Origin of the sequence: Yaniella sp., assembly GCF_030453185.1 — a bacterium.
Lineage (GTDB): Bacteria > Actinomycetota > Actinomycetes > Actinomycetales > Micrococcaceae > Yaniella.
Window position 1 is genome coordinate 1 of sequence record NZ_JAKDKW010000023.1, and the last position, 24,084, is coordinate 24,084.

General features: G+C 58.0%; 27 protein-coding genes. 19 read left to right on the forward strand and 8 right to left on the reverse strand.

Annotated features, from left to right (window positions below; genetic code table 11):
• From L0H14_RS05215 to L0H14_RS05250, 8 genes are all read left to right on the forward strand, one after another.
• Window positions 1–591, forward strand: a 591-nt coding sequence (locus L0H14_RS05215; protein WP_301421463.1) for an ABC transporter ATP-binding protein, incomplete at its 5' end; no start/stop codon positions are given.
• Window positions 584–2,389, forward strand: a complete 1,806-nt coding sequence (locus tag L0H14_RS05220; protein ID WP_301419162.1) for an ABC transporter ATP-binding protein — start codon at window positions 584–586, stop codon at window positions 2,387–2,389. The genes L0H14_RS05215 and L0H14_RS05220, both read left to right, overlap by 8 nt.
• Complete coding sequence (locus L0H14_RS05225) at window positions 2,386–3,258, forward strand: CPBP family intramembrane glutamic endopeptidase (RefSeq protein ID WP_301419164.1); 873 nt, start codon at window positions 2,386–2,388, stop codon at window positions 3,256–3,258. The genes L0H14_RS05220 and L0H14_RS05225 overlap by 4 nt, the downstream gene beginning before the upstream one ends.
• Before the next feature lie 7 nt (window positions 3,259–3,265).
• The gene (locus L0H14_RS05230; protein ID WP_301419166.1) at window positions 3,266–4,594 is read left to right on the forward strand and encodes an MATE family efflux transporter; all 1,329 of its coding nucleotides are present in this window, start codon (window positions 3,266–3,268) and stop codon (window positions 4,592–4,594) included.
• A 17-nt stretch (window positions 4,595–4,611) separates the two neighbouring features.
• Window positions 4,612–5,205: a hypothetical protein gene (locus L0H14_RS05235; protein WP_301419168.1), complete on the forward strand. Its 594-nt coding sequence runs from the start codon at window positions 4,612–4,614 to the stop codon at window positions 5,203–5,205.
• Window positions 5,206–5,328: 123 nt separating this feature from the next.
• Window positions 5,329–5,730, forward strand: coding sequence for a hypothetical protein (locus L0H14_RS05240; RefSeq protein WP_301419170.1), 402 nt, complete (start codon window positions 5,329–5,331; stop codon window positions 5,728–5,730).
• A 29-nt stretch (window positions 5,731–5,759) separates the two neighbouring features.
• Entirely contained in the window at window positions 5,760–6,320 is a 561-nt protein-coding gene (locus L0H14_RS05245; protein ID WP_301419172.1) for an alanine racemase, read from the forward strand.
• Window positions 6,215–6,844 (forward strand): alanine racemase, encoded by a 630-nt coding sequence (locus tag L0H14_RS05250; RefSeq protein WP_301419180.1) that lies wholly within the window; start codon window positions 6,215–6,217, stop codon window positions 6,842–6,844. Before L0H14_RS05245 ends, L0H14_RS05250 begins: the two co-directional genes overlap by 106 nt.
• A 4-nt stretch (window positions 6,845–6,848) precedes the next feature.
• Here the strand turns inward: L0H14_RS05250 and L0H14_RS05255 are convergent, their stop codons facing one another.
• Window positions 6,849–8,051 carry an MFS transporter gene (locus tag L0H14_RS05255; RefSeq protein WP_301419173.1) on the reverse strand — a complete coding sequence of 401 codons (1,203 nt, stop codon included), beginning with the start codon at window positions 8,049–8,051 and terminating at the stop codon, window positions 6,849–6,851.
• A 228-nt stretch (window positions 8,052–8,279) separates the two neighbouring features.
• On the opposite strand from L0H14_RS05255, the gene L0H14_RS05260 reads away from it, so the two are divergent.
• Window positions 8,280–9,455: an alcohol dehydrogenase catalytic domain-containing protein gene (locus L0H14_RS05260; protein WP_301419174.1), complete on the forward strand. Its 1,176-nt coding sequence runs from the start codon at window positions 8,280–8,282 to the stop codon at window positions 9,453–9,455.
• Window positions 9,456–9,731: 276 nt separating this feature from the next.
• Window positions 9,732–10,496: a hypothetical protein gene (locus L0H14_RS05265; protein WP_301419175.1), complete on the forward strand. Its 765-nt coding sequence runs from the start codon at window positions 9,732–9,734 to the stop codon at window positions 10,494–10,496.
• A 10-nt stretch (window positions 10,497–10,506) separates the two neighbouring features.
• Here L0H14_RS05265 and L0H14_RS05270 read toward each other — a convergent pair whose 3' ends face one another.
• The gene (locus L0H14_RS05270) at window positions 10,507–11,697 is read right to left on the reverse strand and encodes an MFS transporter (RefSeq protein ID WP_301419176.1); all 1,191 of its coding nucleotides are present in this window, start codon (window positions 11,695–11,697) and stop codon (window positions 10,507–10,509) included.
• A gap of 12 nt (window positions 11,698–11,709) precedes the next feature.
• Window positions 11,710–12,645, reverse strand: a complete 936-nt coding sequence (locus tag L0H14_RS05275) for a CoA ester lyase (protein ID WP_301419177.1) — start codon at window positions 12,643–12,645, stop codon at window positions 11,710–11,712.
• Between the two features lie 293 nt (window positions 12,646–12,938).
• On the opposite strand from L0H14_RS05275, the gene L0H14_RS05280 reads away from it, so the two are divergent.
• From L0H14_RS05280 to L0H14_RS05290, 3 genes are read left to right on the forward strand one after another with little or no spacing between them, the layout of a single operon-like run.
• Window positions 12,939–13,736, forward strand: coding sequence for a gamma-glutamyl-gamma-aminobutyrate hydrolase family protein (locus L0H14_RS05280; protein ID WP_301419178.1), 798 nt, complete (start codon window positions 12,939–12,941; stop codon window positions 13,734–13,736).
• A 33-nt stretch (window positions 13,737–13,769) separates the two neighbouring features.
• Complete coding sequence (locus tag L0H14_RS05285) at window positions 13,770–14,060, forward strand: hypothetical protein (protein WP_301421464.1); 291 nt, start codon at window positions 13,770–13,772, stop codon at window positions 14,058–14,060.
• Between the two features lie 8 nt (window positions 14,061–14,068).
• Complete coding sequence (locus tag L0H14_RS05290; protein ID WP_301421465.1) at window positions 14,069–14,272, forward strand: hypothetical protein; 204 nt, start codon at window positions 14,069–14,071, stop codon at window positions 14,270–14,272.
• Here L0H14_RS05290 and L0H14_RS05295 read toward each other — a convergent pair.
• Both L0H14_RS05295 and L0H14_RS05300 read right to left on the reverse strand, forming a co-directional pair.
• Window positions 14,269–15,372 carry a mandelate racemase/muconate lactonizing enzyme family protein gene (locus L0H14_RS05295; RefSeq protein ID WP_301421466.1) on the reverse strand — a complete coding sequence of 368 codons (1,104 nt, stop codon included), beginning with the start codon at window positions 15,370–15,372 and terminating at the stop codon, window positions 14,269–14,271. The genes L0H14_RS05290 and L0H14_RS05295 overlap by 4 nt on opposite strands.
• A gap of 23 nt (window positions 15,373–15,395) precedes the next feature.
• The gene (locus L0H14_RS05300; RefSeq protein WP_301421467.1) at window positions 15,396–16,307 is read right to left on the reverse strand and encodes a LysR family transcriptional regulator; all 912 of its coding nucleotides are present in this window, start codon (window positions 16,305–16,307) and stop codon (window positions 15,396–15,398) included.
• Between the two features lie 243 nt (window positions 16,308–16,550).
• On the opposite strand from L0H14_RS05300, the gene L0H14_RS05305 reads away from it, so the two are divergent.
• Entirely contained in the window at window positions 16,551–18,104 is a 1,554-nt protein-coding gene (locus L0H14_RS05305; RefSeq protein WP_301419032.1) for a DASS family sodium-coupled anion symporter, read from the forward strand.
• Between the two features lie 43 nt (window positions 18,105–18,147).
• On the forward strand, window positions 18,148–18,444 hold the full coding sequence (gene catC, locus L0H14_RS05310) for a muconolactone Delta-isomerase (RefSeq protein WP_301419034.1): 297 nt from the start codon (window positions 18,148–18,150) through the stop codon (window positions 18,442–18,444).
• Window positions 18,445–18,558: 114 nt separating this feature from the next.
• On the opposite strand, the gene L0H14_RS05315 is transcribed toward catC, so the two are convergent.
• The 3 genes from L0H14_RS05315 to L0H14_RS05325 all read right to left on the reverse strand — a co-directional run bounded on the left by L0H14_RS05315 (window position 18,559) and on the right by L0H14_RS05325 (window position 21,197).
• A complete protein-coding gene (locus L0H14_RS05315; protein WP_301419036.1) occupies window positions 18,559–19,179 on the reverse strand; it encodes a TetR/AcrR family transcriptional regulator in 621 nt (206 codons plus the stop codon).
• Window positions 19,180–19,308: 129 nt separating this feature from the next.
• Window positions 19,309–20,676, reverse strand: a complete 1,368-nt coding sequence (locus tag L0H14_RS05320; RefSeq protein WP_301421468.1) for an AMP-binding protein — start codon at window positions 20,674–20,676, stop codon at window positions 19,309–19,311.
• Between the two features lie 41 nt (window positions 20,677–20,717).
• Window positions 20,718–21,197 (reverse strand): hotdog fold thioesterase, encoded by a 480-nt coding sequence (locus L0H14_RS05325; RefSeq protein ID WP_301419040.1) that lies wholly within the window; start codon window positions 21,195–21,197, stop codon window positions 20,718–20,720.
• Between the two features lie 218 nt (window positions 21,198–21,415).
• Between L0H14_RS05325 and paaA the strand changes: the two genes are divergently transcribed.
• From paaA to paaD, 4 genes are read left to right on the forward strand one after another with little or no spacing between them, the layout of a single operon-like run.
• On the forward strand, window positions 21,416–22,426 hold the full coding sequence (paaA, locus tag L0H14_RS05330) for a 1,2-phenylacetyl-CoA epoxidase subunit PaaA (protein WP_301419041.1): 1,011 nt from the start codon (window positions 21,416–21,418) through the stop codon (window positions 22,424–22,426).
• A gap of 4 nt (window positions 22,427–22,430) precedes the next feature.
• Window positions 22,431–22,727, forward strand: coding sequence for a 1,2-phenylacetyl-CoA epoxidase subunit PaaB (paaB, locus tag L0H14_RS05335; RefSeq protein WP_301419043.1), 297 nt, complete (start codon window positions 22,431–22,433; stop codon window positions 22,725–22,727).
• The gene (gene paaC, locus L0H14_RS05340) at window positions 22,724–23,560 is read left to right on the forward strand and encodes a 1,2-phenylacetyl-CoA epoxidase subunit PaaC (RefSeq protein ID WP_301419045.1); all 837 of its coding nucleotides are present in this window, start codon (window positions 22,724–22,726) and stop codon (window positions 23,558–23,560) included. The genes paaB and paaC overlap by 4 nt, the downstream gene beginning before the upstream one ends.
• On the forward strand, window positions 23,560–24,075 hold the full coding sequence (gene paaD / locus L0H14_RS05345; RefSeq protein ID WP_301419064.1) for a 1,2-phenylacetyl-CoA epoxidase subunit PaaD: 516 nt from the start codon (window positions 23,560–23,562) through the stop codon (window positions 24,073–24,075). The genes paaC and paaD overlap by 1 nt, the downstream gene beginning before the upstream one ends.
• The last annotated feature ends 9 nt before the right edge of the window (window positions 24,076–24,084 follow it).

The following is a 24,084-nucleotide window of genomic DNA, read 5'->3' on the forward strand; positions in this document are numbered from 1 at the left end:
CGACTCATCGATACCAGCGCCGGCCAGGTGTTGATCGACGACGTCGACGTCACCGACTACAGCCGAGCCGCACTGTCCAAGATCGTGGGGATGGTGCCACAAAAGGCGTACCTGTTCTCGGGCACGGTGGCCTCCAATGTGCGCTTCGGTGCCCCGGATGCCACTGACGACGACGTCTGGCACGCGCTGGAAACCGCCCAAGCCCACGACTTTGTGACCGCTCGCCAAACGCACAATGCCACCGGTCTGGCCTCGGCAATCGCGCAGGGCGGTACCGATGTTTCGGGTGGGCAGCGCCAACGTCTGGCCATCGGTCGCGCGCTGGCAGCCAAACCGAAGATCTATCTGTTCGACGACTCGTTTTCGGCTCTGGATGCCACCACCGATGCGGCCTTACGTGATGCCTTGGCCGAGCAACTGACCGAGGTGACCATCTTGATCGTGGCCCAACGCGTGGCCACCATCCAAAATGCCGACCACATTTTGGTTCTGGAACACGGCCGCATTGTCGACGCCGGAACGCACGAGCAATTGGTGGAATCCAGTACCGTGTACCAACAAATCGTTGCATCGCAGGTGGGCCATGTCTGATACTTCTCCCGAAGACGTCGAGCTCGCCGAGGGCACTGATCCGGGCCGCACGGCCAAAGCATTCTGGCCTTCCGCGCTGCGCTTGCTGAGAGTCTTTGCGCCCTATAAGCTCCAGTTGATCACCGCCGTCATCTTGAGCATCGTCTCGGTGGTGCTGCAGGTGTGGGCGCCGCTGATCCTCGGCGAAGCCGTCAACGTACTCTTCCACTCAGACGGCATCGATTTCGCACGCCTGGGCGAACTCATCACCCGGGTGCTGGCCATGTACGTGGTCGCCATGGCGCTGATGTGGCTGCAGGGGCGCATCCTGGTTATTATTGGCGTGCGCATTACCTACCTGCTGCGCCAGGATGTGGAACGCAAAATTCACCGGGTGCCAAGCAACTGGTTTGACAGCACCCAGCGCGGCGATCTGCTGTCGCGTACCACCAACGACGTCGACAACATTCAAAACGCGCTGCAACAAACCGTCTCATCGCTGCTCAACGGGCTGCTGACGATCATCGGCATCACTATCATGATGTTTGCGATCTCCTGGCGGCTGGCGCTGATCGCCCTGATCGCGGTGCCGATTGCTGCCGTCGTCGTGGGGGTTATCGGCAAACGCGCCCAGAAACTGTTCTCCGCCCAGTGGGCTAATACTGGCAGGCTCAATGGGCACGTTGAAGAAGCCTTCACCGGCCACGACGTGGTCACCCTTTTCAACCGCCAAGAAGCGATGAACGAAGAATTCGCGGCACGCAATGACGCCGTGTACCAGGCCAGCTATAAGGCACAGTTCATTTCGGGCATGATCCACCCGATTATGCAGTGGGTAACCTACCTGGGCTACGTGGGGATCGCAGTTGTGGGCGCGCTCCAGGTCGCAGCCGGTGCCCTAGCACTGGGTTCGGTGACCGCATTTATTCAGTACTCGCGCGAATTCAACCAACCACTGGGACAACTGGCTGGTCTAGCAAATATGATCATTTCGGCCGTGGCTTCGGCCGAGCGCGTGTTCGAATTCCTCGACGCCGAAGAAGAAGACGATACCGAGGGTGAACTGGCCGAAGTTGCCGGCGCCGTAGAATTTCAGAACGTGGCCTTCGGCTACGGCGAGACCCCGCTGATCACTAACCTGAATTTGCGCGTCGAGCCCGGTCAACTGGTGGCTATTGTGGGGCCCACCGGTGCGGGCAAAACAACCCTGATCAATTTGTTGATGCGTTTTTACGACGTCGATGCTGGCAGAATCCTGCTCGACGGCACCGATATTTCCACGGTCTCCCGCGCTGAACTGCGTCAACCGATCGGCATGGTGTTGCAGGACGCCGTGTTGTTCTCGGGTTCAATCAAGCACAACATCGCCTACGGTAGGCCAGAGGCCACCGACGAGCAGATTATCGCTGCGGCACAGGCCGCTCGTGCCGATCACTTCATCAACCAGCTTCCCGATGGCTACGGCACCGAAATCAGCTTAGACGCGGACGCGATCTCGGCGGGGGAACGCCAGCTGCTGACCATCGCCCGGGCCTTCTTATCTGACCCGCGCCTGCTGATTTTGGACGAAGCGACGTCCTCGGTGGATACCAGGACCGAGGCATTGATTCAGGAAGCCCTGGCGAAACTGCAACAGGGGCGCACTTCCTTCGTTATCGCACACCGGTTGTCGACCATTCGCGCGGCCGATGTGATTGTGGTCATGGATCACGGCGATGTGGTGGAACAGGGGACACATGCGCAATTACTGCAAGCCGGTGGAATGTACCATGACTTATACACTGCCCAAACCCAGCACGACCTCGAAGGAGGCCGGTGAGTAGCTACCCGACAGGATGGCCAGGCCAGCACCCCAACAGCGGTTGGCCGCAACCACAACGGCGCGGCAAGGCCTCGCACGCCGCCGAGAAAACCGCATCGAATCCCGGTAAGTTTCACTGGGGCGATCTCTTTGCTCTCATCGTCTACATTGGCGGGTTCGTCCTGGGAGCAATGCTGTTGGTGTTCTCCATCCCGGGCGTCACCGAATTTGGTGCACAGGCCTACGGCCACGACCCAATGTCCTTTGACGAGGTGCTGAGCCAGAACCCGATGCCCGGCTGGTTCTTGATGTACTCCAATGTGGTGCTCTATGGAATCACCGGGATCATCATGCTGGCAGTTTCGTGGCGGCCCTTTGTGCAATCCTTCCGCTGGTTTGCCAGCTGGTGGTGGGTCAAAGTGTTATTGCTGCCGGTCATTTGGTTGGCCACCTTGATGCTGACCTCATTGTTCATGGTACTTTCCGGGCAAGACCCCGATGTATCAGCGAATCAAGAGGCCGTAGAGCAAGCCGCCGGTGAATCTTCGCTCATCATCTCGATTCTGGTCATGGGTCTGCTCGGACCATTCGTCGAGGAGTACATCTTCCGTCACCTGCTGATCGGGAAACTCTCGCGTTGGATCCCCACCTGGGTGACAGCACCGGTCTCAATCATCGCGTTTACCCTGCTGCACTTCATCGGCGATACCAATATGTCGATCGCTTCGGTCCTGCCGTATGTCTCGATGGCCATTGCTTTCACCGCCGTGTATCTGTTGTCCAAGAAATCTTTTGCCTACGCATGGCTCTCGCACGCCTTCAACAACGTGGTTTCCGTGGTGCTGCTGCATGTGACCACTATGGAAACGGCACTGCTGACGTTCTAGAGCCATCATGTCCACCTCCTCACGGTCGATGACCCGCCAGATCCTGTCGCTGGCGGTGCCGGCATTTGGCGCGCTGATCGCCGAACCGCTCTTCCTGCTGGCCGATACTGCCATGATCGGTCGGCTCGGCGCGCCAGAGCTCGCGGGCGTTGGCCTGGCCGCAGCGATCGTCCAAACTGTCACCGGTCTGCTGATCTTCCTGGCCTACTCGACCACCCCCGCCGTTGCGCGATTCCTCGGCGCCGGGCAGCTCGGCAATGCCCTGGCCCGCGGCCGCGATGGCATCTGGTTGGGGTTGGGGCTGGGCGCCGTCATCGGTGTGATCGGCTGGTATGCCGCACCGCTGTTGGAACACGTGGCAACCGACGACGCCGCTCCCCACGCCATCGCGTATATGCAGTACTCAATGATCGGCTTACCCGCCATGCTGGCTGTCTTGGCGGCCACTGGTGTGCTGCGTGGCCTCCAAGATGCCACCACCCCGCTGGTCGTGGCCGGTGCCGGGTTTGGTCTCAACATCGCGGCCAATTACGCGCTGATCTACGTGCTGGACCTCGGGGTGACCGGTTCGGCGATCGGCACCTCGGCCATCCAGTGGCTCATGTTCGCCGTCTACGCTACGATCCTGCTGCCCCGCATGCGACATCATGGCGTGGGTTTTGCTCCGACGACGACGGGCCTGCGAGCTACCGCACAGGTGGGTTCCTGGTTACTGGTCCGCTCCGCCTCACTGCGCGCTGCCGTACTGGCTACCGTGCTGACCGCCACGTCACTGGGCACCGAGGTATTGGCCGCCCACCAAATCGTGTTCAATGTGTATTCGACCATGGCCTTTGCCCTGGACGCCTTGGCGATTGCCGCCCAGGCGCTGATCGGTAAAGAGCTTGGCGCATCGAACGTTACTGCCGTGCGAGCCCTGACGAAAACCATGATCCGCTGGTCCGTTGGCTTCGGCGTGCTCACCGGTATCCTGCTGGGCGTCGGAGCGTTCGGGCTGCCACACATTTTCACCACCGATCCCACCGTCGTCGCCGCGACCACCGCGGGACTTATCGTACTGGCCGTTTCGCAACCGTTATCCGGCTACGTGTTTGTACTGGACGGCATCCTGATGGGTGCCGGTGATGCCAAATACCTGGGGCTCATCGGCATCGCCAATATCATCGTGTATTTGCCTGCATTGGCTGGCCTCGCCGTGCTAGCAAACCAAACAACCCACATTGGGGCCGTGGCCTGGGTGTGGGTCGGCTTCGCCGGGATATACCTTGCCGCACGAGCGCTGGGACTCTGGTTGCGTATTCGGCGTGACACGTGGATTCGCGTGGGTGCGGCATGACTAGAATGGGAACCGACATGAGCCAAAAAATAGACCTCGACACCACCGCCGTCATCTACCGGCCCGTTCTGATTCGCGCCGGCGTAGCCGCACTGTTTGGTATCGCTACCTTCTTCATCCAAGAACCCTCCGACGCCATTGTGAATTACGGCAGCGCGATCTTCTTCCTGTTTTCTGGGTCAGCGATGTGGGAGTACCTACGCCGCGATCCGGTGCCCGAAGCCATGCGCACTCCGTTATCGCTGATGGCCGCCGTCTGGATGCTCGCCGCCCTAACGCTAGTCGGTGTCCAACTCGGTGGCGTGTCCGCGGCCGTCACCTGGATTGTCATTGCCGCGGCACTGGGCCTCTCCGGCATCGCTGAGCTATGGGCCTTTAGCTGGCGAAAAGCCTTCGCACCGGCACGAGACCACCTGATTGCCGGCATCGCTGGTATCGCCGTATCCGGCATTCTCGTGTTCGTCCAGAACCTGGATTACCATCGGATTTTCGGCATTACCGGAACCTATGCCCTGATCGTCGCCGTCCTGATTGGAATTTCAGGCATCGGCTACTGGCTGGATACTCGAAAAGCCGTGAAAGAAGACGGCTACGTGCCACCCGCACCGTAGTGCGGCCGGAAAATTTCGCCCACAGCCGTCAGCTCTGTCCAGAGTTCTACGTGGTGTAAAACAACGCTAGACTGGGCCCGATCAGACTTTCCTAAGGAGCGACTCCGGTACTCGGAACACAACATGGCAGATTCACCTAAAAAACCACGCGGCGGATTTCAAGGCGGCATAAAGATACCGCTGGTCTTTTCCTTCGTCGTCGGCATTATCGCCTTCGTGGTGGCCACGATTGTGGGCACCGGTGGTCTCAATAACCCTGAGCACCCGTTGCGCCTCGATATCGGACTCATCGCTTTCGGCATTGGCTTTGCCGCTACACTCGTCGTCGTTGCCTTATTGCAACTCACCGGTCGCGAAAACCCGGACCACATTTCCGAGGGTTCGGGCATGAACCGATCCTCCGAAGAACTCCACCGCGCCGCAGTCGCACGTGCTCGTGAGCGCATGCGCCGTGAACGTGCCGAAGCTGAGCAGGCTGAACAAGCTGCCAGCAATGAGACTTTTCCTGAAGCAGACGACCGCTAAAACGAACACTCAACGGATAAGGGAGCGTCATGAATCAGGTACCGAACACTCCCGCCATCGTGGCGGACGAGAGCATTCTGGACGCCAATATTTCGGCCATGGCAGCCTTTGCCGCTGACCGTAACCTCACGCTCCGGCCCCACGCCAAGACCCATAAGATCGCCGCGATCGGGCAGAAGCAGTTGGCCGCCGGCAGTCCAGGATTGTCCGTTGCCACATTGAGTGAAGCGCAATACTTTTTCGATCATGGCATGACCGATCTATTCATTCCCTATCCCGTCTGGGCTCCCAACGACGACGCCGAAACGCTGACGACACTGGCGACCGACGGCGTGCTGGCCGTGGGTACTGATTCTGTGGCGGCCGTCCACCAGCTGGCCGATGTGACCCGACAGCATCCCGGTGTCGAAATCATGATTGAGGTCACTCGGGACACAATCGTTCGGGGGTTTTCCCAGACCAAGTTGTGCCCATTGCTGCGGCCATTCGTGATCGCAATATGGTGTTGCGTGGTGTCTTCACTTTTCCCGGGCACAGTAATGCGCCGGGGGAGCACACCAACGCCGCTGAGGATGAAGCCAGAACGTTGAAGGCTGCCGAACGGTATCTGCACGAGGCCGGGTTCGGGGTGCCGGTGCTGTCTGGTGGCTCATCGCCCTCTGTGCTGGCAACAGTCGCCGATGGTGCCACTGAGATCCGCCCGGGAGTGTATATTTTTGGCGATGCCACACAGTACGAACTGGGCCGTATTGACATCGATGAGATTGCGTTGACCGTGGTGACCACCGTCGTCTCCCGGCAGGAAGCGCACCAGGATGCTCCGGCCAGAGTTATCGTCGATGCTGGTTCAAAGATTTTGGCCGCGGATCGAGCTTCATGGGCGACCGGTTACGGTCGCGTGCTCGGTCATCTGAATGCACGTATCACGGCCCTGTCTGAGCACCACGGAACCATTATTTGGGACAGTGACGATCTGCCGGAGCTGGGGACGCGGTTACAGGTCATTCCGCATCACGTATGCGTGGCAGTAAACCTGGTTGATGAAGTCTATGTCTGTGACGGTGAGAACATCATTGACACGTGGCGGGTTGGTGCCCGCGGGATGAATTCCTAGCAACTTAGCCACCCACCGATATGCCAGATCGGACAACGTGTCGACCGTGCGCGATCCAATAGACAAGCGCACCAATGACAACGACGCCGGCACCAACAAAGTACAAGCCGGGATATCCCGCCAGCGGGATCATGAAGCCTAAAGCGACAGGACCCACGGCGATCCCGGTGTCCAACGCCAAATAGTGAGTCGAGGTCGCAATGGGAATGCGGTTGGGGGTGGTGCGTTGAATACCAACTGCCTGCAAACTTGGCACCGCAACGCCTTGACCGATGCCGCCAAGTACCGCTGCGATAACGATGTGCCAGAAACTGTCGGCTAACCCTATGGTCAGCAGCGCGAGCGCCATAGCGGCGAGCGCGCCGGGGATCACAGCGTTTTCACCGTAGCGATCCTGAACACGCCCCGCGAAGAGCCGAACCGACAGCATAGCCAACGCGAAGACCAAGAAGAACATCGAGGCAGCATCGGCCAGCCCACGCCCCACGAGATAGGGCGATAAAAAGGTCATGATCAGCGAGTATCCGATGGCACTAATGAACGCGACGATGGCGACCGGAAGTGCCTTACCATCGAGCAGGTCTGAGCCCCGGATACGCCACCGCTGTGCGTATTCTTCTTCGGTGGGAGTGTGTTCGTTGATCCGCATCGGGAGCACGGCAAGCAGCGATATGGCCGCACAGATGGCGGTGAACGCAAACACCCACTCATCAGAGGTGATCTGACTTAGCCGTACGGCGGCAAACGGTCCGATGGCCGTGCCGAGCGTGGCTGCCAGGGAGAAGTATCCCAGGCCCTCGCTTCGGCGGCTGGTCGGAATGATGTCGAGGACTGCTGATGTGACCGCCGTCGATATGACACCAAATGCTGTGCCCTGAACCAATCGTATGACGATCAGCAGGGCGAAGTGATTCGCGAATGGGTAGAGCACGGAACCCAGCACGAAGATAGCTAGCGCGAGGACGAGCGTGCGTTTCCGGCCGATGAAGTCTAAGTATTTGCCGATCACCAGGCGCACGAGTCCAGCGCCGATGACGAAGGAGCTTGCCGCGAATCCGGCGGCTGTATCGTTCGCGTTGAACCGGTCGGCGGCATACAGCGCCATGAACGTCATGAGCGCAATGAACACGATGTAGGCACCGAGGAGTACAACGAAACCGAGAAGGTAGTCGCGTGTGAAGAGACGCTGCTGGGGTAAAGGGGCCATGCACCAACCAAACATTTAAAGTTGTGGGATCGAACTATTGAACTAGCCTACGGAATTTTGGTTGCGAAACCACGTCCTGCTGCGAACCAAGTTTCAAACGGGATGAAAGCAAGCCGTAGACAGTCTGACGCGGGGAAGTTTAGACTCAGCAACATAGCCAAGACAGGCACAGCATCCTCACACCGCGAGCTCCTCGGAGCTCGTCACGATGTAGATCAAGGATGATTTATGCGAGCAGTAACCTGGCAGGGACGACGGAACATCAGTGTCGAAGATGTTCCGGATCCCACGATTCATTACCCCACCGATGCGATTATCCGTGTCACGTCTACGGCCATTTGTGGCTCCGATTTGCACCTATACGAAGTGCTCACCCCCTATATGACAGCCGGCGATATCATTGGCCACGAAACGATGGGAATTGTCGAAGAGACGGGGTCGGCGGTCACCAACTTACAACCCGGCGACCGCGTCGTCATACCGTTCAACGTTTCCTGCGGTACCTGCCATTACTGCCGGCGCGGGCTGCAGTCACAGTGCGAAACCACCCAGGTGACTGAGCATGGCACTGGTGCAACGTTGCTTGGGTATTCGAAACTCTACGGCCAGCTCCCGGGCGGACAAGCTGAATACCTGCGAGTGCCCCACGCTGATTATGGGCCGATCAAGGTCGGCACCGAGCTCTCCGATGAGCACTACCTGTTTCTTTCTGATATTTTGCCCACCGCATGGCAGGCAGTGAAGTACGCCCACATGCCCGATGAAGGTGTCTTGGCCGTGCTTGGTCTGGGGCCGGTTGGCCAGTTCGCAGCTCGGATTGGTGTCCAGCTGGGGTACGACGTCGTCGCGTTGGAAACCGTGCCGGAGCGTCGTGGAATGGCTCAACGTCACGGGGTCACCGTTGCCGCCGAACATGACGAAGCGGCCGAATTGGTCAACGAACGTACGCGTGGTCGCGGTGCGGATGGCGTGGTGGACGCCGTGGGGATGGAGGCCCACGGAAATCACGTTGCCGCGGCACTACAGAAAGCTACGGCGTACCTGCCGGATGCCCTCGGGCAGAAGGCCTTGGAAAATGTGGGAATCGATCGAACTGCGGCATTGAACTCGGCACTTGACCTGGCCGGACGCGGCAGTACCGTATCGCTGAGCGGTGTTTATGGAGGCACCGCCACGCCTATCCCGATGCTGACCATCTTTGACAAGCAGCTGACCATTACTGCAGGACAGTGCAACGTTCGCAACTGGGACCAAGAACTCGTCCCTTACGTCGAAGACGCAGCGGATCCACTGGGCGTGACCGATCTGGTGACCCACCGCCTGCCGCTTGAGCAAGCCCCCGAAGCGTATCGGATGTTCCAACAAAAAGAAGACAGCTGCATCAAGGTTGTGCTGCAACCGTAACGAACTTCACCGAAGGGACGCGAGGAACATGACAGATATCAATACTCCCGGAAAACCAAGTTCGGTCGATCCGGATCTCCAAGATCCTGAAGAACAACAACAACCGCGGCAAGAACACGAAGGCCCCGCCCCGGCTAAAGCAGATCAGAGCGCTCCTGCAGTACGGTCCGCCACCGGACAACAGATACGGGACGATGAGGAAACGAATCCACGCGCTCAAGCAGAGACATACCTGACTGTGCCGATGACATTCTCGACGTCCAAACTATTGGTGGTGTGGTCACCAGGAACCAGAAATTTGGTCGTGTGCTGCCGGTTCCTGCCAAACCGTTGCGTCCGTTGCTCAAAGCTGCGCACCGTTCCGGGCTGCTGGCCATGGATGAGGGCTGGTTAGATATGGGCGTTCAGGTGCCGCTGATGGATAATTCTCGTGCTAAACAAGAGCTGGGCTGGGCACCGAGGATCAGCGGGGCTGAAGCACTCGATGAACTGATACGCGGCATGGCCGCCGGCGATGGTACGGCGTCTGCACCCATGCGAGCGCGAGGTGGGACGCCCGTTGCCGAGTCCTGGTTGCCGTCGAAAGACCACAGGGTTCCCGACGACGTCGATGCGATGGCCTTACGTCAGTACATGGCCGACCACGTGGCGGAGCAGATTCGTGCCGAACAGAACTTCTTGCAGGCGCTGATGGTCCGGCAGAATTTCGCCCGTCCCGGGATCGCAGGCCCGGCACTGTGGGCTGGCGAACGCGTCGCCCGCCTCAAATCGTATTTCCCAGAGGGGCTGAAAATAACGCCCTCGGTGCTCGTCTTAGAAACCGAACTCATGTTGTCAGCGGTGACTGGAAAACTCCACGGCTGGCGAACCATGCTGAACGAATCTGAAGCACTGGGAGTTTCCGAAGAGGTCTTTCAACAGCTGGTCGACGACGCCCAAGAGCAGTATGGGCTCTTGGAGCGGGTGCATAAATACGCCCGGGAACGAGCCTTTGCCGAAGATCGCGAAACGGATGTGGAGGACGGCCTAGCGAAGGCGTGATCTGGGCTTGTTAAGCTCCGGAACGTGCCGCGTTCCGACCGTGTCCAAGCCAGTACACCAGTAAGCCCAGTGTTACGATGCCCGCGCCGGCGAAGTACAGGACTGAATAACCGGCCAGGTGGATGATGAACCCCAGCATGACCGGTCCGATAGCCAACCCGGAATCCAGCGCCAGGTAGTGGGTGGAGGTTGCGATCGGAACCCGATCGGAGGTTGTGCGTTTGATACCGGCGGTCTGTAAGCCCGGCAGCGCGGCACCGTGGCCGAAACCACTCAGGAATGCTGCGATGATGAAGTGCCAGGGAGCGCTGGCTACCGCGAGGATGACGAGCCCTGCCACCAGCGATAGCAGCGCGCCAGGGATGACGGCGTTGTCGCCGTATCGATCGTGCAGTCGCCCGGCAAATAACCGGACCATCAACATTGCAAAGGCCCATATGAGAAAGAACAGGGACGCGATGTTGACCATGTTGAGCCCCACGAGGTAGGCGGGCAAGAAGGTCATGACCACCGAGTAGCCCAGCGTGGTGAGCAGCCCAACGAGGGCGATGGGAAGGATCTTGGGGTCAACAAGATCTGAACCTCTAATGCGCCACCGCCTGCTGTATTCATCCACTGTTGGGGCACGTTCGTGGACGTTCATGAGTAAGGCGGCGATGAGCGCGACGAGCGTGCAGATGAGGGTAAAGCCAAATACCCACAGGCTGGAGGCACGTTCATTCAGTTGCAATGCAGCCAATGGACCGACCGCATTGGACACGGTGCCAGCCAGAGCCATATAGCCCAGACCTTCGCCCAGACGACCCACCGGAACCATGGTGATGGCTATTGAGGTAACAGTAGTGGAGGCGACGCCAAAAGCGGCGCCGTGGACCACTCGGAGCAGGATCAGCAGCGCGTAGTGGTCCGTCAACGGATACAGCAGGGCACACGCAACGAACACGAAAAGAACGATGATCAGTGTGCGTTTGCGCCCGATGAAGTCTAAATATTTTCCGATGAGCACACGAGACAGTGCGCCGCCCGCAACGAATGCGCTGGTGGCAAAGCCTGCCGCAGTGTCATTGACGCTGAATCGCTGGGCAGCGTAGAGCGCCATGAACGACATGAGCGTGATGAACACCAGGCTGACCCCGAGGAGCACAACGAATGCACGGAAATAGTCCGGCGTCCACAGGCGCTGCGAAGGGAACGAGGCCATGGGTACCGTTCTTTAGTAGTGGTAGGTATCCGTGGGCGCCGTAGCGTAGTTGTCCGAGGTGGCTGGGCGGCACCATTCGATGCCTAACGCGTTGGCTAATTCGATGGCGCTATTGGAGCGAGCCAAACGGGGCAAGTCGGAACCGTTGCGGATCTGTCCGCCATCGTTTTCAAATGCGTCGAGGAAGTCGTGGGCCCAGGTGAGTTCTTCCTGCGATGGACTCAGGGCCTCGTTGATGGTGGCGGTCTGTTCTGGCAGCAAGCAGAGTTTGCCGGAGAACCCGAATTCATCGGACACCGATGCGGCTTCGGTGAGGACTTTGCCCGAGGTTCCCTGGGTTGGGCCATCGATCGGGGATGGCAGCATGGCTGCCTGCGAAGCGATGGTGAACTGACTGCGCGCATAGGCCAGTGCCATGGGTGAGCCGCCAAAGCCAGTGTCGCGGCGGAAGTCGCCGATGCCAAAGGCTAGACGGAACGTACCGCGGGCGGCGGCGATGGAGTTGATGCGCTGCAAACCGCGAGCGGTCTCGACCAGTGCAACAATTGGGACACCCGGTAAACGAGCGGCGGTTTCGTTGACGTGGTCGGTGGACTCGGTCATGGCCAGCATGACACCCAGCAGACCACCGTTGTGGTGGGGGCCGTCGAGATCGCTTGAGATATATTTGGCCAGTTCGGTGACGTCTTGCTCCCACCAGGGGCTGCCGTAACCGTTGATGCGTACCCAACCGGTGTTACCGGCAGCGAACCAGTCGGTCACGTTCTTGCGGGCGAGGTCTTTATCTTTCGGGGCCACGGCGTCTTCGATGTCGTAGAGCACGACGTCTGCGGTGGAATCAATGGCGGCGGTAAATCGTTCTGGCTGAACAGCATTGACTAGCAGCCATGTGCGGGCGAGGTCTGCTTGGACCTTCTGCCCCGGTGATGGCGTGACGTGGGTAGTCATAATCGAACTGTTGGACACCAGATCTCCTGACCGTAGTGCACTCGGTGTAGTGCAGTACGCAAAAAGTGTTGATTTCGCTTGAGAACAGCGATGAAAAGTACTTCTCCAAGGATAACGCGGTGGTCTAGCACAGACCAATGATTCAAGCTATGAGAGCAGCGCATGTGACCAAAGTGATAGCCGGTGAGCTTGCAGAGAAGGTTGGGTTGAGTTCTTACATGTGGGAGGCTGTCAGAGTATTGTCGAGCGTCGAGAAGATTACCCAAGCAACGCAGAAGTTTTGAGGAGCAAGATTGACTGTACAAGATCATCCGGGGCTGACGTTGATGGACTATCAGGTCGAAGACGACTTTGTACAGGATGCGCGACCGGCCATCGGCGTCGTCGTTGCACTATGGTCACCGAATTTGAGCCAACATGCGGCACAGACCATGCACGATCTCACGATGACCACCGTCCAAACCGTTCGCGACACTGGCGGCCGTCCAGTCGTCATTGATAGTAGCGATACCGCCACGCAAGCCCGGGGTACTGCCTGGCAGGACGAGGTGGACGCCATCGTCTATCTTGGTGGCGCTGATGTTCACCCTGGCTTTTATTCTGAGGTTGACCTTGCTGAACAGCAAAAGGGGATTGACCAGAACGCTGATCAATTCTGTTTGCACTCGCTGCAGCGTGCTATCACAGAAGACGCACCTGTACTGGGCATCTGCCGAGGCTCCCAACTGCTCAACGTCGCGATGGGTGGCAGCATTATTCAGCACATCGACGGTCATCGCGCTGAACTTGCCGATGGAAATACGGGGTTTATCGACGAGACCGTCGAGCTTGGACCGAACTCGAAGATCGCTGACATATTGGGACGAACCAACGTTGAGGTCCGCGCTTCGCACCATCAAACCATCGACGACGTTGGCAAAGGGCTAGAAGTTACGGCCCGCGCCCACGACGGCACGATAGAAGGTGTCGAGCATCGCGACAAAACCTGGGTGGTCGGTTTGCAGTGGCATCCTGAAGAAGCCAACGCTAACGCCGAAGATCGGGCGAAGATTTTTGGTGCGGTGGTGGCACAGGCCGCGAAAGTTCGCTAGACCACTGCTGGCCAGGATGGCACAATGTAGTGTGTGGACCTGGTTGAGTCGCTACGGCTCCTAGCGGAGCAAAACATCTCCGGGGTGGCGTTTTTGTTCGCCTATGGAGCGACGTGGCTTGTGTGCGGAGTGCTATGGCAACGCGTCTCTCTGCTGGTGGCGGCTTACGCCACGCTGTTCCAAGGGGTAGTCGCACTACCCATAGCGTTGGGCGTCTTATTTCTGCTCGCTGCGGTCGGTTCAGCACGACCGGTGGTCGATGCGATTACCCAGCTGTCAGTGCTGATTGGCATGTCGCAAGTCCTGGGTTTACCTTTGCGGTGATCACTGCCATGCACTTTGTGCTGTACTCGTGGCTGTATCAAACACCGTTCTATATTGTGATGGCGCTCGTCATCTCGATTGGCACCATGATCATCATGTTGACCGCGCCTGAAACTCCGGACTCATCGGCTCCGGCACGTGTAAGTTTCTTGACCGGTGGGGCCTTGGCCGCCACCGGTCTACTCTTTGTGGTGCTACACGCTGTGGCTTAGCTATCCGTGCGGTAGTGAGCCAGTTTATCTGCATCGATCTCAGCACCAACACCGGGAAGATCGCGAACCGCAATCCTCCCGTCGACAATTTCAATGGGATCGGCCAGTAGATCATCGGACATATCCAAGAAGTTCGACAACTCGCCGGCACGGGCTGAGGATGCACGATGTGCTGCACCGAAAGTCACGGTGGCAAGTGAACCAACCTGGGTATCAATCTGGTTTCCCATGGTGACATCGACGCCCAGCCCGGTGCACAAGCCAAGGATTTCGGTGGCTTCGGTGAATCCGGAACGTGCGGTTTTAATACAGATCGCGTTGGCACCACCGGATAACAGCTCACGAGAAGCGTCGCCGGCGGTGGGCACGGATTCATCCCCCACGATCGGAATAGGTGAGTGGTCGACCAAACGGCGACGGCTCATAGCCTCTTTGGCATCGCAGGGCTCCTCCAGCATGGTCAGCCCGTAGTTGGCTGTCTGGCGGAGGACTTCCATGGCCTCATTTGCAGTCCAACCGCGGTTGGCGTCTAGATATATTTCGACGTCGTCGCCAAGCCCTTCGCGCAGCACGCGAACCGCTTCAATATCCAATGCGAGTGGACGCCGCCCAACCTTCAGTTTGAAGGTGGTGATGCCGTACTGGTCGCCGAAGCGCTGGGCTTCTTCCAGGAGTTCTTCGGCTGGTTTGAAGCCAAGCATGTGGCTGACACGCATCGAATCGGTGTAACCACCCAGCAATTTGTGCACCGGGGTTTCGAGGGCTTTACCCATCAGATCCCACAGTGCGATGTCGACGGCACCTTTGGCCACCTGGTTATGGATGGTGCGGTGCATGATGGCGTGGATTTTTTCGCGATCAAACGGGTCTAGACCGATCAGTTCTGGCCCGAAGACATCCTCGATGATCACTTTGATCGAAGTCTGTGTTTCACCGTAGGTATATGGCCGTGGTGGCGCATCCGCGGTGCCGGTTATCCCGGCGTCAGTGTGGATGCGCACGACAATGTGGTCTGCGGTGGTGACTTCACCGGAGGCAAATTTCAACGGATGCGTGTACGGAATGGCATACGGAATTGCTTCAACGGCAGTGATCTTCATGGTGTCTCCAAAGTACGTCGTCTTTAGGTTTGTTGATTATCTCGGTGTTCAAGGTCGGCTGCGGCCTCACGGGCCAAGGTCAGAAAAGATGCGAGCAGCGGGCTGTCATTACCAGCCCGCCATGCGGTGCTAAGCCCCACGGTCACGGTGTCGGCTAGCGGTCGGATGACGATCGATGAATTCAGCGGCAACGACTGCGAACCAGGCACGAAGGCGATTCCCAACCCGGCGCCGACCAGGGCGATGAGTGTCGACGTTTCCGTGGCCTCTTGCACGATGTGGGGCCGAAACCCAGCCTGGCGGGTCAACTCGGATACCACCGAGGACACAGATGAACCGCGCGGATAGCCGACGATGTTTTCATTGGCTAATTCGCTGATGTTGAGGGGGTCGGAGCTGTCCGCCAACGGGTGCTGGCGGTTTAATGCAACGACGAGCCGAGATTTTTGAATCTCTTCGAGGCTGATCTCGGTCGACTGCACCGGTGGGCGCAGGATCGCGGTGTCGAGCCGATTTTCGAGGAGGCCCTCTTCCATCTGCGGAGTGAGCATTTCGCCGGAGATTTGCAGGCGTACCAGCGGAAAGCGCTCGCGGGCTACCCGGACGATTTCGGGCATCAAACGGTAGGTGGCTGTTCCGGAAAATCCGACACGTAATACACCGGCTGCACCACGGCCAATTTCTCCGACATCGGTTTTAGTGGCCTCAACATCGGCAAGAATCTGTCGGGCCCGCTTCATCAGCAGTGCACCGGCATCGGTGAGTTCGACTTTTCGGGTGGTGCGTTCCAATAGTAGGGTGCCCAGTTCGGTCTCGAGCTGTTTGATCTGACTCGACAGGGGTGGTTGCGCCATATGTAGGCGATCGGCTGCACGACCAAAGTGTTTTTCCTCGGCAACAGCAAGGAAGTACCGTAGGTGGCGTAATTCAACCATGGTTCCTCCTTATGCTTTGAACACTGCGATGGTCGACTGTGAGTGCAGCAACATCAGCGTACGATGGCGGCCGGCTACAAGTGAAAGACATGTTTTAGGTGTATTCATATCGCCAGCATATCAATACCGGGTATTCGTGTATTTTTTTATCTATATAAAAGCGTCTACAGTGAACGCAGTCACCAGTAGTGGTGTCTGTCAGCATCTTTTTCAGTATCGCGCTTGTCTTCGAGGAGTAGAAGTATGGCTACCGCCCAACAGTCCGAGGTAGCGGCGGAGCGTTCCGCTGGTTCCGAAGATGAACCCCAGGATGCGCTCGATCGCGCCACGAAACGCAATTGGTGGCTAGTCGGCCTCGGCCCGGTTGCCGGATTGCTCCTGGCGCTGGTTCTGCCGGACTCACTGTCCTTCGAAGGTCGCGCGGTTGCCGGCTGTGCGCTGTGGATGGCCATCTGGTGGATGACCGAAGCCGCACCAATCCCGGTGACGTCGCTCCTACCACTGGTGTTGTTCCCACTGTTCGGCATGGGAACCATGGAAGAGATCGCCGCCCCGTATGCGGGCACCGTGATCTTCTTGGTCATGGGCGGTGTCATTCTTGGCCTGGCTACAGAGAAGTCCAACCTGCACCTTCGAGTGGCGCTGCTGACGATCCGACTGGTGGGCACAAAGCCATCCCAGATCGTGCTGGGTTTGATGATCGCTTCGGCCTTCATCTCCGCCTGGGTGTCGAACACCGCGACCGCTGTCATTATGGTGCCGATCGCCGTATCGATTTTGAACCTCGTGCGCTCCATTGACGAAAACGCCGCCGGTAAGAAATTTGCCGCCTCACTGCTACTCGGGGTTGCCTATGGTGTGACCATCGGTTCGACCGCAACCCTCATCGGCCAGCCGCCAATGGCGCTGATGAAGGGGTACCTCATGGAATCCCACGGCTTCGACATGGCCTTCGGCACATGGATGCTCATCGGCGTTCCATGGGCAGTCATCATGCTGTTCATTGCCTGGTTCGTGCTCACCAAGCTGGTCTACCGCCCAGAAATTAACGAACTGCCCGGCGGGAAAGAACTGATCCGTGAAGAACATGCGAAACTTGGCAGCATGACCACCGCAGAACGCCGCGTTGGTTGGATCTTTGCCGGTGCCATCTTCTTCTGGATTTTCGTACCGTTCATCGCCCAGATCGCCTGGTTTGTTGAAAACATGCCCTTCCTCTGCGAAATTAATGACGCACAGGTGGCCATGGCCGCTGCCATCGCCTGCTTCCTGGTGCCAGCCAAACGCGCTCGTGACGACCGTTCCGGTGCACCGCTGCTACGCTGGTCTGCGGCCAAAGAAATCCCCTGGGGGCTACTGCTGCTATTCGGCGGCGGCCTGTCGCTGTCAGCAATGTTTACCCAAACCGGATTCAGCGAATGGGTAGGCGAACAAGTCTCCGGTCTGAGCTCGCTGCAATCCTGGCTGATCATCATCGCCGTCATCGTCGTCAGCCTGGTGCTGACCGAGCTGACTTCCAACACCGCAACTGCTGCTGCATTCCTGCCGATTTTTGGTGCCGTAGCTGTTGGTGTTGGCATCGATCCGCTGTTCATGACCATTGCCGTGACCCTGTCCGTATGTTCCGCATACATGCTTCCGGTTGCCACACCGTCGAACGCTGTGGCCTTTGGTTCTGGAGAAATCTCCATCAAGCAGATGACCCGAGCCGGCGTTATCCTGAATATCATTTCGATAGGTCTGATCATGCTGGTCATGTACACACTGGTACCACTGGTATTCGGCGTTAGCCTGTAAGTATCAAGACGTCTAGTTGCTGTATTGCGCTGAAAGGACAAGCATGCTGTTTCTTGCACGTATGGATGTAGTTTTCCCGGAATCAATGGATTCTGTAACCAAGGCCGATCTGCAGGCCCAAGAGAAGGAATACTCCAGCAACCTGCAGCGCCAGGGCCTCATGAAGGGCATCTGGCGGGTGGTTGGTGAGTACGCCAACTACTCGATCTTTGACGTCGATGGCCACGACGAACTCCACGAAGTGCTCTCGGGCTTTCCGATGTTCGCGCACATGAACGTGACGGTGACACCGCTGGCTAAGCATCCAAACGCCACCCTCGATGACTTCTTTGGTGCGTAGCGGCGCTCACACCTTGCCTGGTACCTAGCGCCTGGGTCACACTAACAAGGTGAGTGTTAAAAGACTGCGGGGCTGACGATTTCGATCGTCAGCCCCGCAGTTGCATTTAAGCTCTTATTCCGGTGGGTCTTCCAGGACGCCGTGGAAGACGAGGCCGGCAAGAACACGGCCCGTTTCTTTGGCGTTGACGGATTTTTCGAGTTGATACCAGTCGGCCAACGAGTTAATGGTCCCGAAGATCAGCCGAGCCATGGTTTGCGGATCGACGGTATCTCGGACCGATTCCTCAGCCTGCGCGGTGGCTATGAGGCTTGCCAAACGATTCGTCAAATTGCGACGTCGTTTGAGCGCATCCGTTTCGACTTCAGAGTTGCCCCGCAACCGCAGCAGCAATGTAACCGATGGCTGTTTTTCAACCAGCACCCGCACAGCACCGATAATGAGCGCCTCAATTTTATTGGTCGCCGGTCCAGCAGTGCTTTCTGCGGCGTCCATGATTTCTTCGAGTCCACCCAGCGCCTCAGTTAAGGCGCTTTGCAGGATGTCTTCTTTGGTCTTGACGTGGTGGTAAATCGCCGATTTGGAAATGCCCAACTCGGTCGCCAGCATGCCCATGCTCGTGGCATCGTAGCCGTGACGGTTAAATACCTTGACGCACAGATCCACCAGGGTTTGGCGGTCGTAGCCGGGACGACCACGCCGCACGGCGGGCGCCGGTGTTGGGGCAGTTGTCATGAACACTCCTCGAGCAAAAACGCCTGAACATTCCACATGTGGATTAGGTCCTTAGTATAGGTCGGCAAGATTATTCCGGGGTACCTACAGGTGGCGTTCTCCGCGGCAGGCTGAGGACTCCGGAGGGGCTTAGTCGTTCAACTCGCGCAGGTCAAAGATGCGACGCAGCTTACCTGAAGAACGGGCCAGTGAGTGTGGCTCCACGATTTCAAGCTTGCACGAGCAACCGACGCGAGTCTTGATGCGAGCCTGCAGCTCTTTGCCGCCGATTTCAGCTTCTGCGACACTTGCGGTTTCACGGCGTTCAATCTTGATGGTTAGCTCGTCCATGCGGTTTGGACGAGCGATTTCCAGTGCGAAGTGTGGCGACAGAGTATCAATTTCCAGCGCGATCTCTTCGATCTGCGTTGGGAAAATATTTACGCCACGCAGGATGATCATGTCATCGGAGCGACCGGTAACGCGTTTCATCCGTCGGTGGCCTGGACGAGCGGTACCCGGTTCCAGGCTGGTGAGGTCGTGGGTGCGGAACCGAATGATCGGCAGGGCCTCACGGGTCAGTGTGGTGAAGACTAATTCGCCGTGCTCGCCATCGGCTAGGACGTCCTGGTTGATCGGGTCGATGATTTCGGGACGGAAGTGATCCTCCCAGATGTGGCAACCATCTTGAGTCTCAACGGCTTCGCCAGCGACGCCGGGGCCCATGAGTTCGGAAAGACCGTAAATGTCGCAGGCCTTGAGATCAAAGAGTTTCTCGATCTCTTGGCGCATACCATCGGTCCATGGCTCAGCACCCAGGACCGCGACCTTCAGGGAAGTATCCTTGGGATCGATTCCGGCTTTGGCGAACCCATCGGCCAGGGCCAGCAAGTAGGTCGGGGTGCACATGATGACTTCTGGTTCGAAGTCGGTGATCATCTGCACCTGTTTTGCGGTTTGGCCACCGGACATGGGGATAACGGCGCAGCCGAGGCGCTCGGCACCGTAGTGTGCACCGAGACCGCCGGTGAACAGGCCGTAGCCGTAGGCGTTGTGAACCTTATAGCCGGGTTTCACTCCGGCGGCGCGCATGCAGAGGGCTACCAGGGATGCCCACATTTCGATGTCATTTTCGGTGTAGGCCACGGTCGTTGGTTGACCGGTGGTTCCCGAAGAAGCGTGGATGCGGCGGATTTGGTCCATGGGTACTGCCAAAGCCTTGAACGGGTACGCGGCCCGCAAGAATTCTTTGTCGATGGTGGGGAACAGCTCGAGGTCAGAAAGCTGTTTGAAGTCTTGTGGGTGCACGCCGTGGCTGTCGTACAGCTCTTTATACGCGGGAACGTTATTGTATGCGTGGTGGAGGGTCCAGCGAAGACGCTCGTACTGCAGCGCTTCAATTTCGTCACGACTATACAGTTCCTCTGAATCTAGCTGGCTGCGATCTGCCGGGGGAGTGGGCGGCGTCCATGGTTGAGGAACGTCAGCGGGAGATGGGGCGACACTGTGGCTAGTCATGATGGATCCTTTAGATGAAGAGGTTTTCGACAACTATATTTTTATTTGTGTGGGTTTGGGATTGTTCTGGCGCGTCCTCGAAATTCGGCGACAAGTTGGTTGTTCTCATCGGTGATCGTGATGTCGTAGATGCCAGACCGGCCGTAGGAGGCACGGCGTTTGCCGGTGGCGGTCAGTTGTGTACCGTTGGTAGGTGACGAGATGAAATCGATGTCAACATTTTGAGCAACGGTGATGGTTGAACCATCGCCGTCCGGATTGTTGCAAGACCAGGCGAAGATGGTGTCTGCGAAAGCAAAGAGCATGCCACCGTGGGCAATGTTAAAGCCATTGAGCATATCCTCGCGCAGTTGCATGTGCCCTTTGGCGTATCCATCGGCGTATTCGGAGACTGTAATGCCCATCCATTCGGCAGCCCGGTCATGGCCTAGGCGTGGGTGATCGTTCGCGCCAAAGGAGCCGGACGTGACGGTTGGACCGCTGTCGGTTGCGGTGTTCGTAGAACCGAGCGTTTGTGACATAGCGAATCTCCGAGTGTGATCTGTATGATTATCTACTGACCATTCATACGGTAATCCTGCATTGTGATGTGCGTCAAATCATTTCTCCAATACAGTGGAGAGTGTGAGTTGCATAGCTCACGTCAGACCCATATACTGAACGAACGTTCGGTATATGTCCGTCGGTGCACAACCAGTTCAAGAATTAGCCAGAAACTATTCGTCGCGAGGTGTCTCACATGTCTACAACGTCACAACACTCCGATGCCGCAGTCGCGGATATCGAAGCAGAGCGGGCAGGTCAACAGCGGTTTGATGAAATCATCGCTGCCGATTCTCGCATCGAGCCCCGCGACTGGATGCCAGCCGGGTACCGCAAGACCCTAGTCCGTCAGATCTCCCAGCACGCGCACTCCGAGATTATCGGCATGCAGCCCGAAGCAAACTGGATCACCCGCGCGCCCTCACTGAAGCGCAAGATGATCCTCATGGCCAAGGTCCAAGACGAGGCCGGTCACGGCCTCTACCTCTACTCGGCCGCTGAAACGCTCGGCACTTCCCGAGAAGAAATGGTGCAGCAACTGCTGTCCGGAAAGGCCAAGTACTCCTCGATCTTCAACTACCCGGCCCGCAGCTGGGCTGATGTTGGCGCGATCGGTTGGCTCGTGGATGGCGCTGCTATTCAGAACCAGGTCCCACTGTGTCGTGCTTCCTACGCCCCATATGGTCGTGCGATGGTTCGCGTGTGTAAAGAAGAATCCTTCCACCAGCGTCAGGGTTGGGAAATCCTTCTGGAACTCTCCAACGGCACACCCGAGCAGAAACAGATGGCACAGGATGCGGTAAACCGCTTCTATGGTCCAGCCCTGCAGATGTTCGGTCCACCGGATGATGATTCACCAAACTCCCAGCAGTCCATGGCCTGGAACATTAAGCGCTTCTCCAACGATGAGCTACGGCAACGTTTCGTTGACATGATCGTCCCGCAGGCCGAAGCTCTCGGCTTGACCCTGCCGGACCCGGATCTGAAGTGGAACGAAGAGCGCGGTCACTACGACTTCGGTGAACTGGACTGGGACGAATTCATGTCCGTCATCAAGGGCAATGGCCCATGCAACGTTCAGCGTATGCAGCATCGTCGTGAAGCACACGAAAACGGTGCCTGGGTTCGCGAAGCCGCTGCTGCGTATGCCGAAAAACAAGCTCGTCGTCAGCAGGACGCCGCTGATGCACACCTGATTGGAGCCTAACGAAATGACTGAAAGCCTCAACGCCTCCTGGCCACTGTGGGAAGTTTTTGTTCGCTCATCCCGCGGCCTGTCCCACGTCCACGCGGGATCGCTGCACGCACCGGATGCAACCATGGCACTGCGCAACGCACGCGACCTCTACACCCGCCGCAACGAAGGCACCTCGGTGTGGGTCATGCCCTCGGACAGCATTTCGAGCTCGGACCCAGATTCCAAGGGCGGCTTCTTCGAATCGCCACAGGGCAAGGATTTCCGCCACGCCACCTATTACACGAAGTCTGAAGGAGTGAAACACCTATGAGTTTCACAGCAGGTGACTCCGCAACCAAAATCTCGGCGGGTAATGCCATCACTCCGGAGGACATCATCGCCGCCGGAGCGAAAGCACCAGAAGATGTCGCAACCTATGCGATGTATTTGGGCGACGACGCCCTGATGCTCGCACAGCGGTTGGGCCACTGGATTTCCCGTGCACCAGAAATGGAAGAAGACGTTGCCCTGGCCAACATTGCCCAGGACCAACTCGGCCACGCGCGCTTCTTGCTGTCCTATGCGGGTTCCGCGTGGGACCAGACCGAAGACGACCTAGCCTACTTCCGCACTGAGGAGCAGTTTCGTTCCTGCCGCCTGGTCGAACAGGAAAACGGCGACTTCGGCCAAACCATCGCACGCCAGCTCATCTTTTCGCTGTACCAGTACGAGCTGTTCACCCGTCTGATGGACTCGGCCGACGAAACACTGGCCTCGGTTGCCGCCAAGGCAGTCAAAGAAGTGACCTACCACGTCGACCACGCCGCCCAGTGGACCCTGCGCCTTGGTGATGGCACCGACGAGTCGCACCGCCGGATGCAAGAAGGCCTCTACTACATGTGGCCCTACGTCGACGAACTCTTCAACGACGACGATCTGCTGCGCGATCTATCCGAGCGCGGCATCGCCGTCCTCCCATCGACACTGCGCGAATCCTTTGACGCGCGAATCGAACCCATCCTTGAACAAGCCACACTCACCGTGCCTGATGTACCAGGTGCATGGGGCGGTGACCGTTCGGGCAACTTCTCCGAGCATCGCGGCCATATCCTGGCTGAGATGCAGGTGCTTGCCCGTCAGTTCCCACAAGGAGTGACATGGTAATGACAACCTCGGCAACCCTTCGCCCAACCGACTCACAGACCGCAGAACTCTGGGACGCCGTCAAAACGGTTCCGGATCCTGAAGTCCCAGTAGTCACCATCGAAGACCTCGGCATTTTGCGCGACGTCGAACTGGTGGATGGCAAAGCGGTTGTGACGATCACCCCAACCTATTCAGGCTGCCCAGCCATGGATACAATTTCGGCTGATGTGACGACTGCGCTGACTGCTGCCGGCTACCCGGATGCCGAAGTGAAACTCGTGCTGAGTCCGGCATGGACCACTGACTGGATGTCCGAGGACGGTAAGCGCAAGCTGGAAGAATACGGCATTGCACCACCCACCGGAAAGTCAGCGGTCAACGACGGCCCGATCATGATCCAGCTGGCCGTCAAATGCCCACAGTGCCATTCATTAAACACTCGTGAAGTTACTCGATTCGGTTCTACCGCATGCAAAGCGCTCTACACCTGTAACGACTGCCTGGAACCTTTCGACTACTTTAAAGTCCACTAAGGAACTTGC

Bases quoted from the DNA above. Each gene is read 5' to 3' on its own strand.
- L0H14_RS05220 (WP_301419162.1), top strand. From the start codon at position 584: ATGTCTGATACTTCTCCCGAAGACGTCGAGCTCGCCGAGGGCACTGAT.
- L0H14_RS05230 (WP_301419166.1), top strand. From the start codon at position 3,266: ATGTCCACCTCCTCACGGTCGATGACCCGCCAGATCCTGTCGCTGGCG.
- L0H14_RS05235 (WP_301419168.1), top strand. From the start codon at position 4,612: ATGAGCCAAAAAATAGACCTCGACACCACCGCCGTCATCTACCGGCCC.
- L0H14_RS05240 (WP_301419170.1), top strand. From the start codon at position 5,329: ATGGCAGATTCACCTAAAAAACCACGCGGCGGATTTCAAGGCGGCATA.
- L0H14_RS05245 (WP_301419172.1), top strand. From the start codon at position 5,760: ATGAATCAGGTACCGAACACTCCCGCCATCGTGGCGGACGAGAGCATT.
- L0H14_RS05255 (WP_301419173.1), bottom strand. From the start codon at position 8,051: ATGGCCCCTTTACCCCAGCAGCGTCTCTTCACACGCGACTACCTTCTC.
- L0H14_RS05260 (WP_301419174.1), top strand. From the start codon at position 8,280: ATGCGAGCAGTAACCTGGCAGGGACGACGGAACATCAGTGTCGAAGAT.
- L0H14_RS05270 (WP_301419176.1), bottom strand. From the start codon at position 11,697: ATGGCCTCGTTCCCTTCGCAGCGCCTGTGGACGCCGGACTATTTCCGT.
- L0H14_RS05275 (WP_301419177.1), bottom strand. From the start codon at position 12,645: ATGACTACCCACGTCACGCCATCACCGGGGCAGAAGGTCCAAGCAGAC.
- L0H14_RS05290 (WP_301421465.1), top strand. From the start codon at position 14,069: ATGCACTTTGTGCTGTACTCGTGGCTGTATCAAACACCGTTCTATATT.
- L0H14_RS05295 (WP_301421466.1), bottom strand. From the start codon at position 15,372: ATGAAGATCACTGCCGTTGAAGCAATTCCGTATGCCATTCCGTACACG.
- L0H14_RS05300 (WP_301421467.1), bottom strand. From the start codon at position 16,307: ATGGTTGAATTACGCCACCTACGGTACTTCCTTGCTGTTGCCGAGGAA.
- L0H14_RS05305 (WP_301419032.1), top strand. From the start codon at position 16,551: ATGGCTACCGCCCAACAGTCCGAGGTAGCGGCGGAGCGTTCCGCTGGT.
- catC (WP_301419034.1), top strand. From the start codon at position 18,148: ATGCTGTTTCTTGCACGTATGGATGTAGTTTTCCCGGAATCAATGGAT.
- L0H14_RS05315 (WP_301419036.1), bottom strand. From the start codon at position 19,179: ATGACAACTGCCCCAACACCGGCGCCCGCCGTGCGGCGTGGTCGTCCC.
- L0H14_RS05320 (WP_301421468.1), bottom strand. From the start codon at position 20,676: ATGACTAGCCACAGTGTCGCCCCATCTCCCGCTGACGTTCCTCAACCA.
- L0H14_RS05325 (WP_301419040.1), bottom strand. From the start codon at position 21,197: ATGTCACAAACGCTCGGTTCTACGAACACCGCAACCGACAGCGGTCCA.
- paaA (WP_301419041.1), top strand. From the start codon at position 21,416: ATGTCTACAACGTCACAACACTCCGATGCCGCAGTCGCGGATATCGAA.
- paaB (WP_301419043.1), top strand. From the start codon at position 22,431: ATGACTGAAAGCCTCAACGCCTCCTGGCCACTGTGGGAAGTTTTTGTT.
- paaC (WP_301419045.1), top strand. From the start codon at position 22,724: ATGAGTTTCACAGCAGGTGACTCCGCAACCAAAATCTCGGCGGGTAAT.
- paaD (WP_301419064.1), top strand. From the start codon at position 23,560: ATGACAACCTCGGCAACCCTTCGCCCAACCGACTCACAGACCGCAGAA.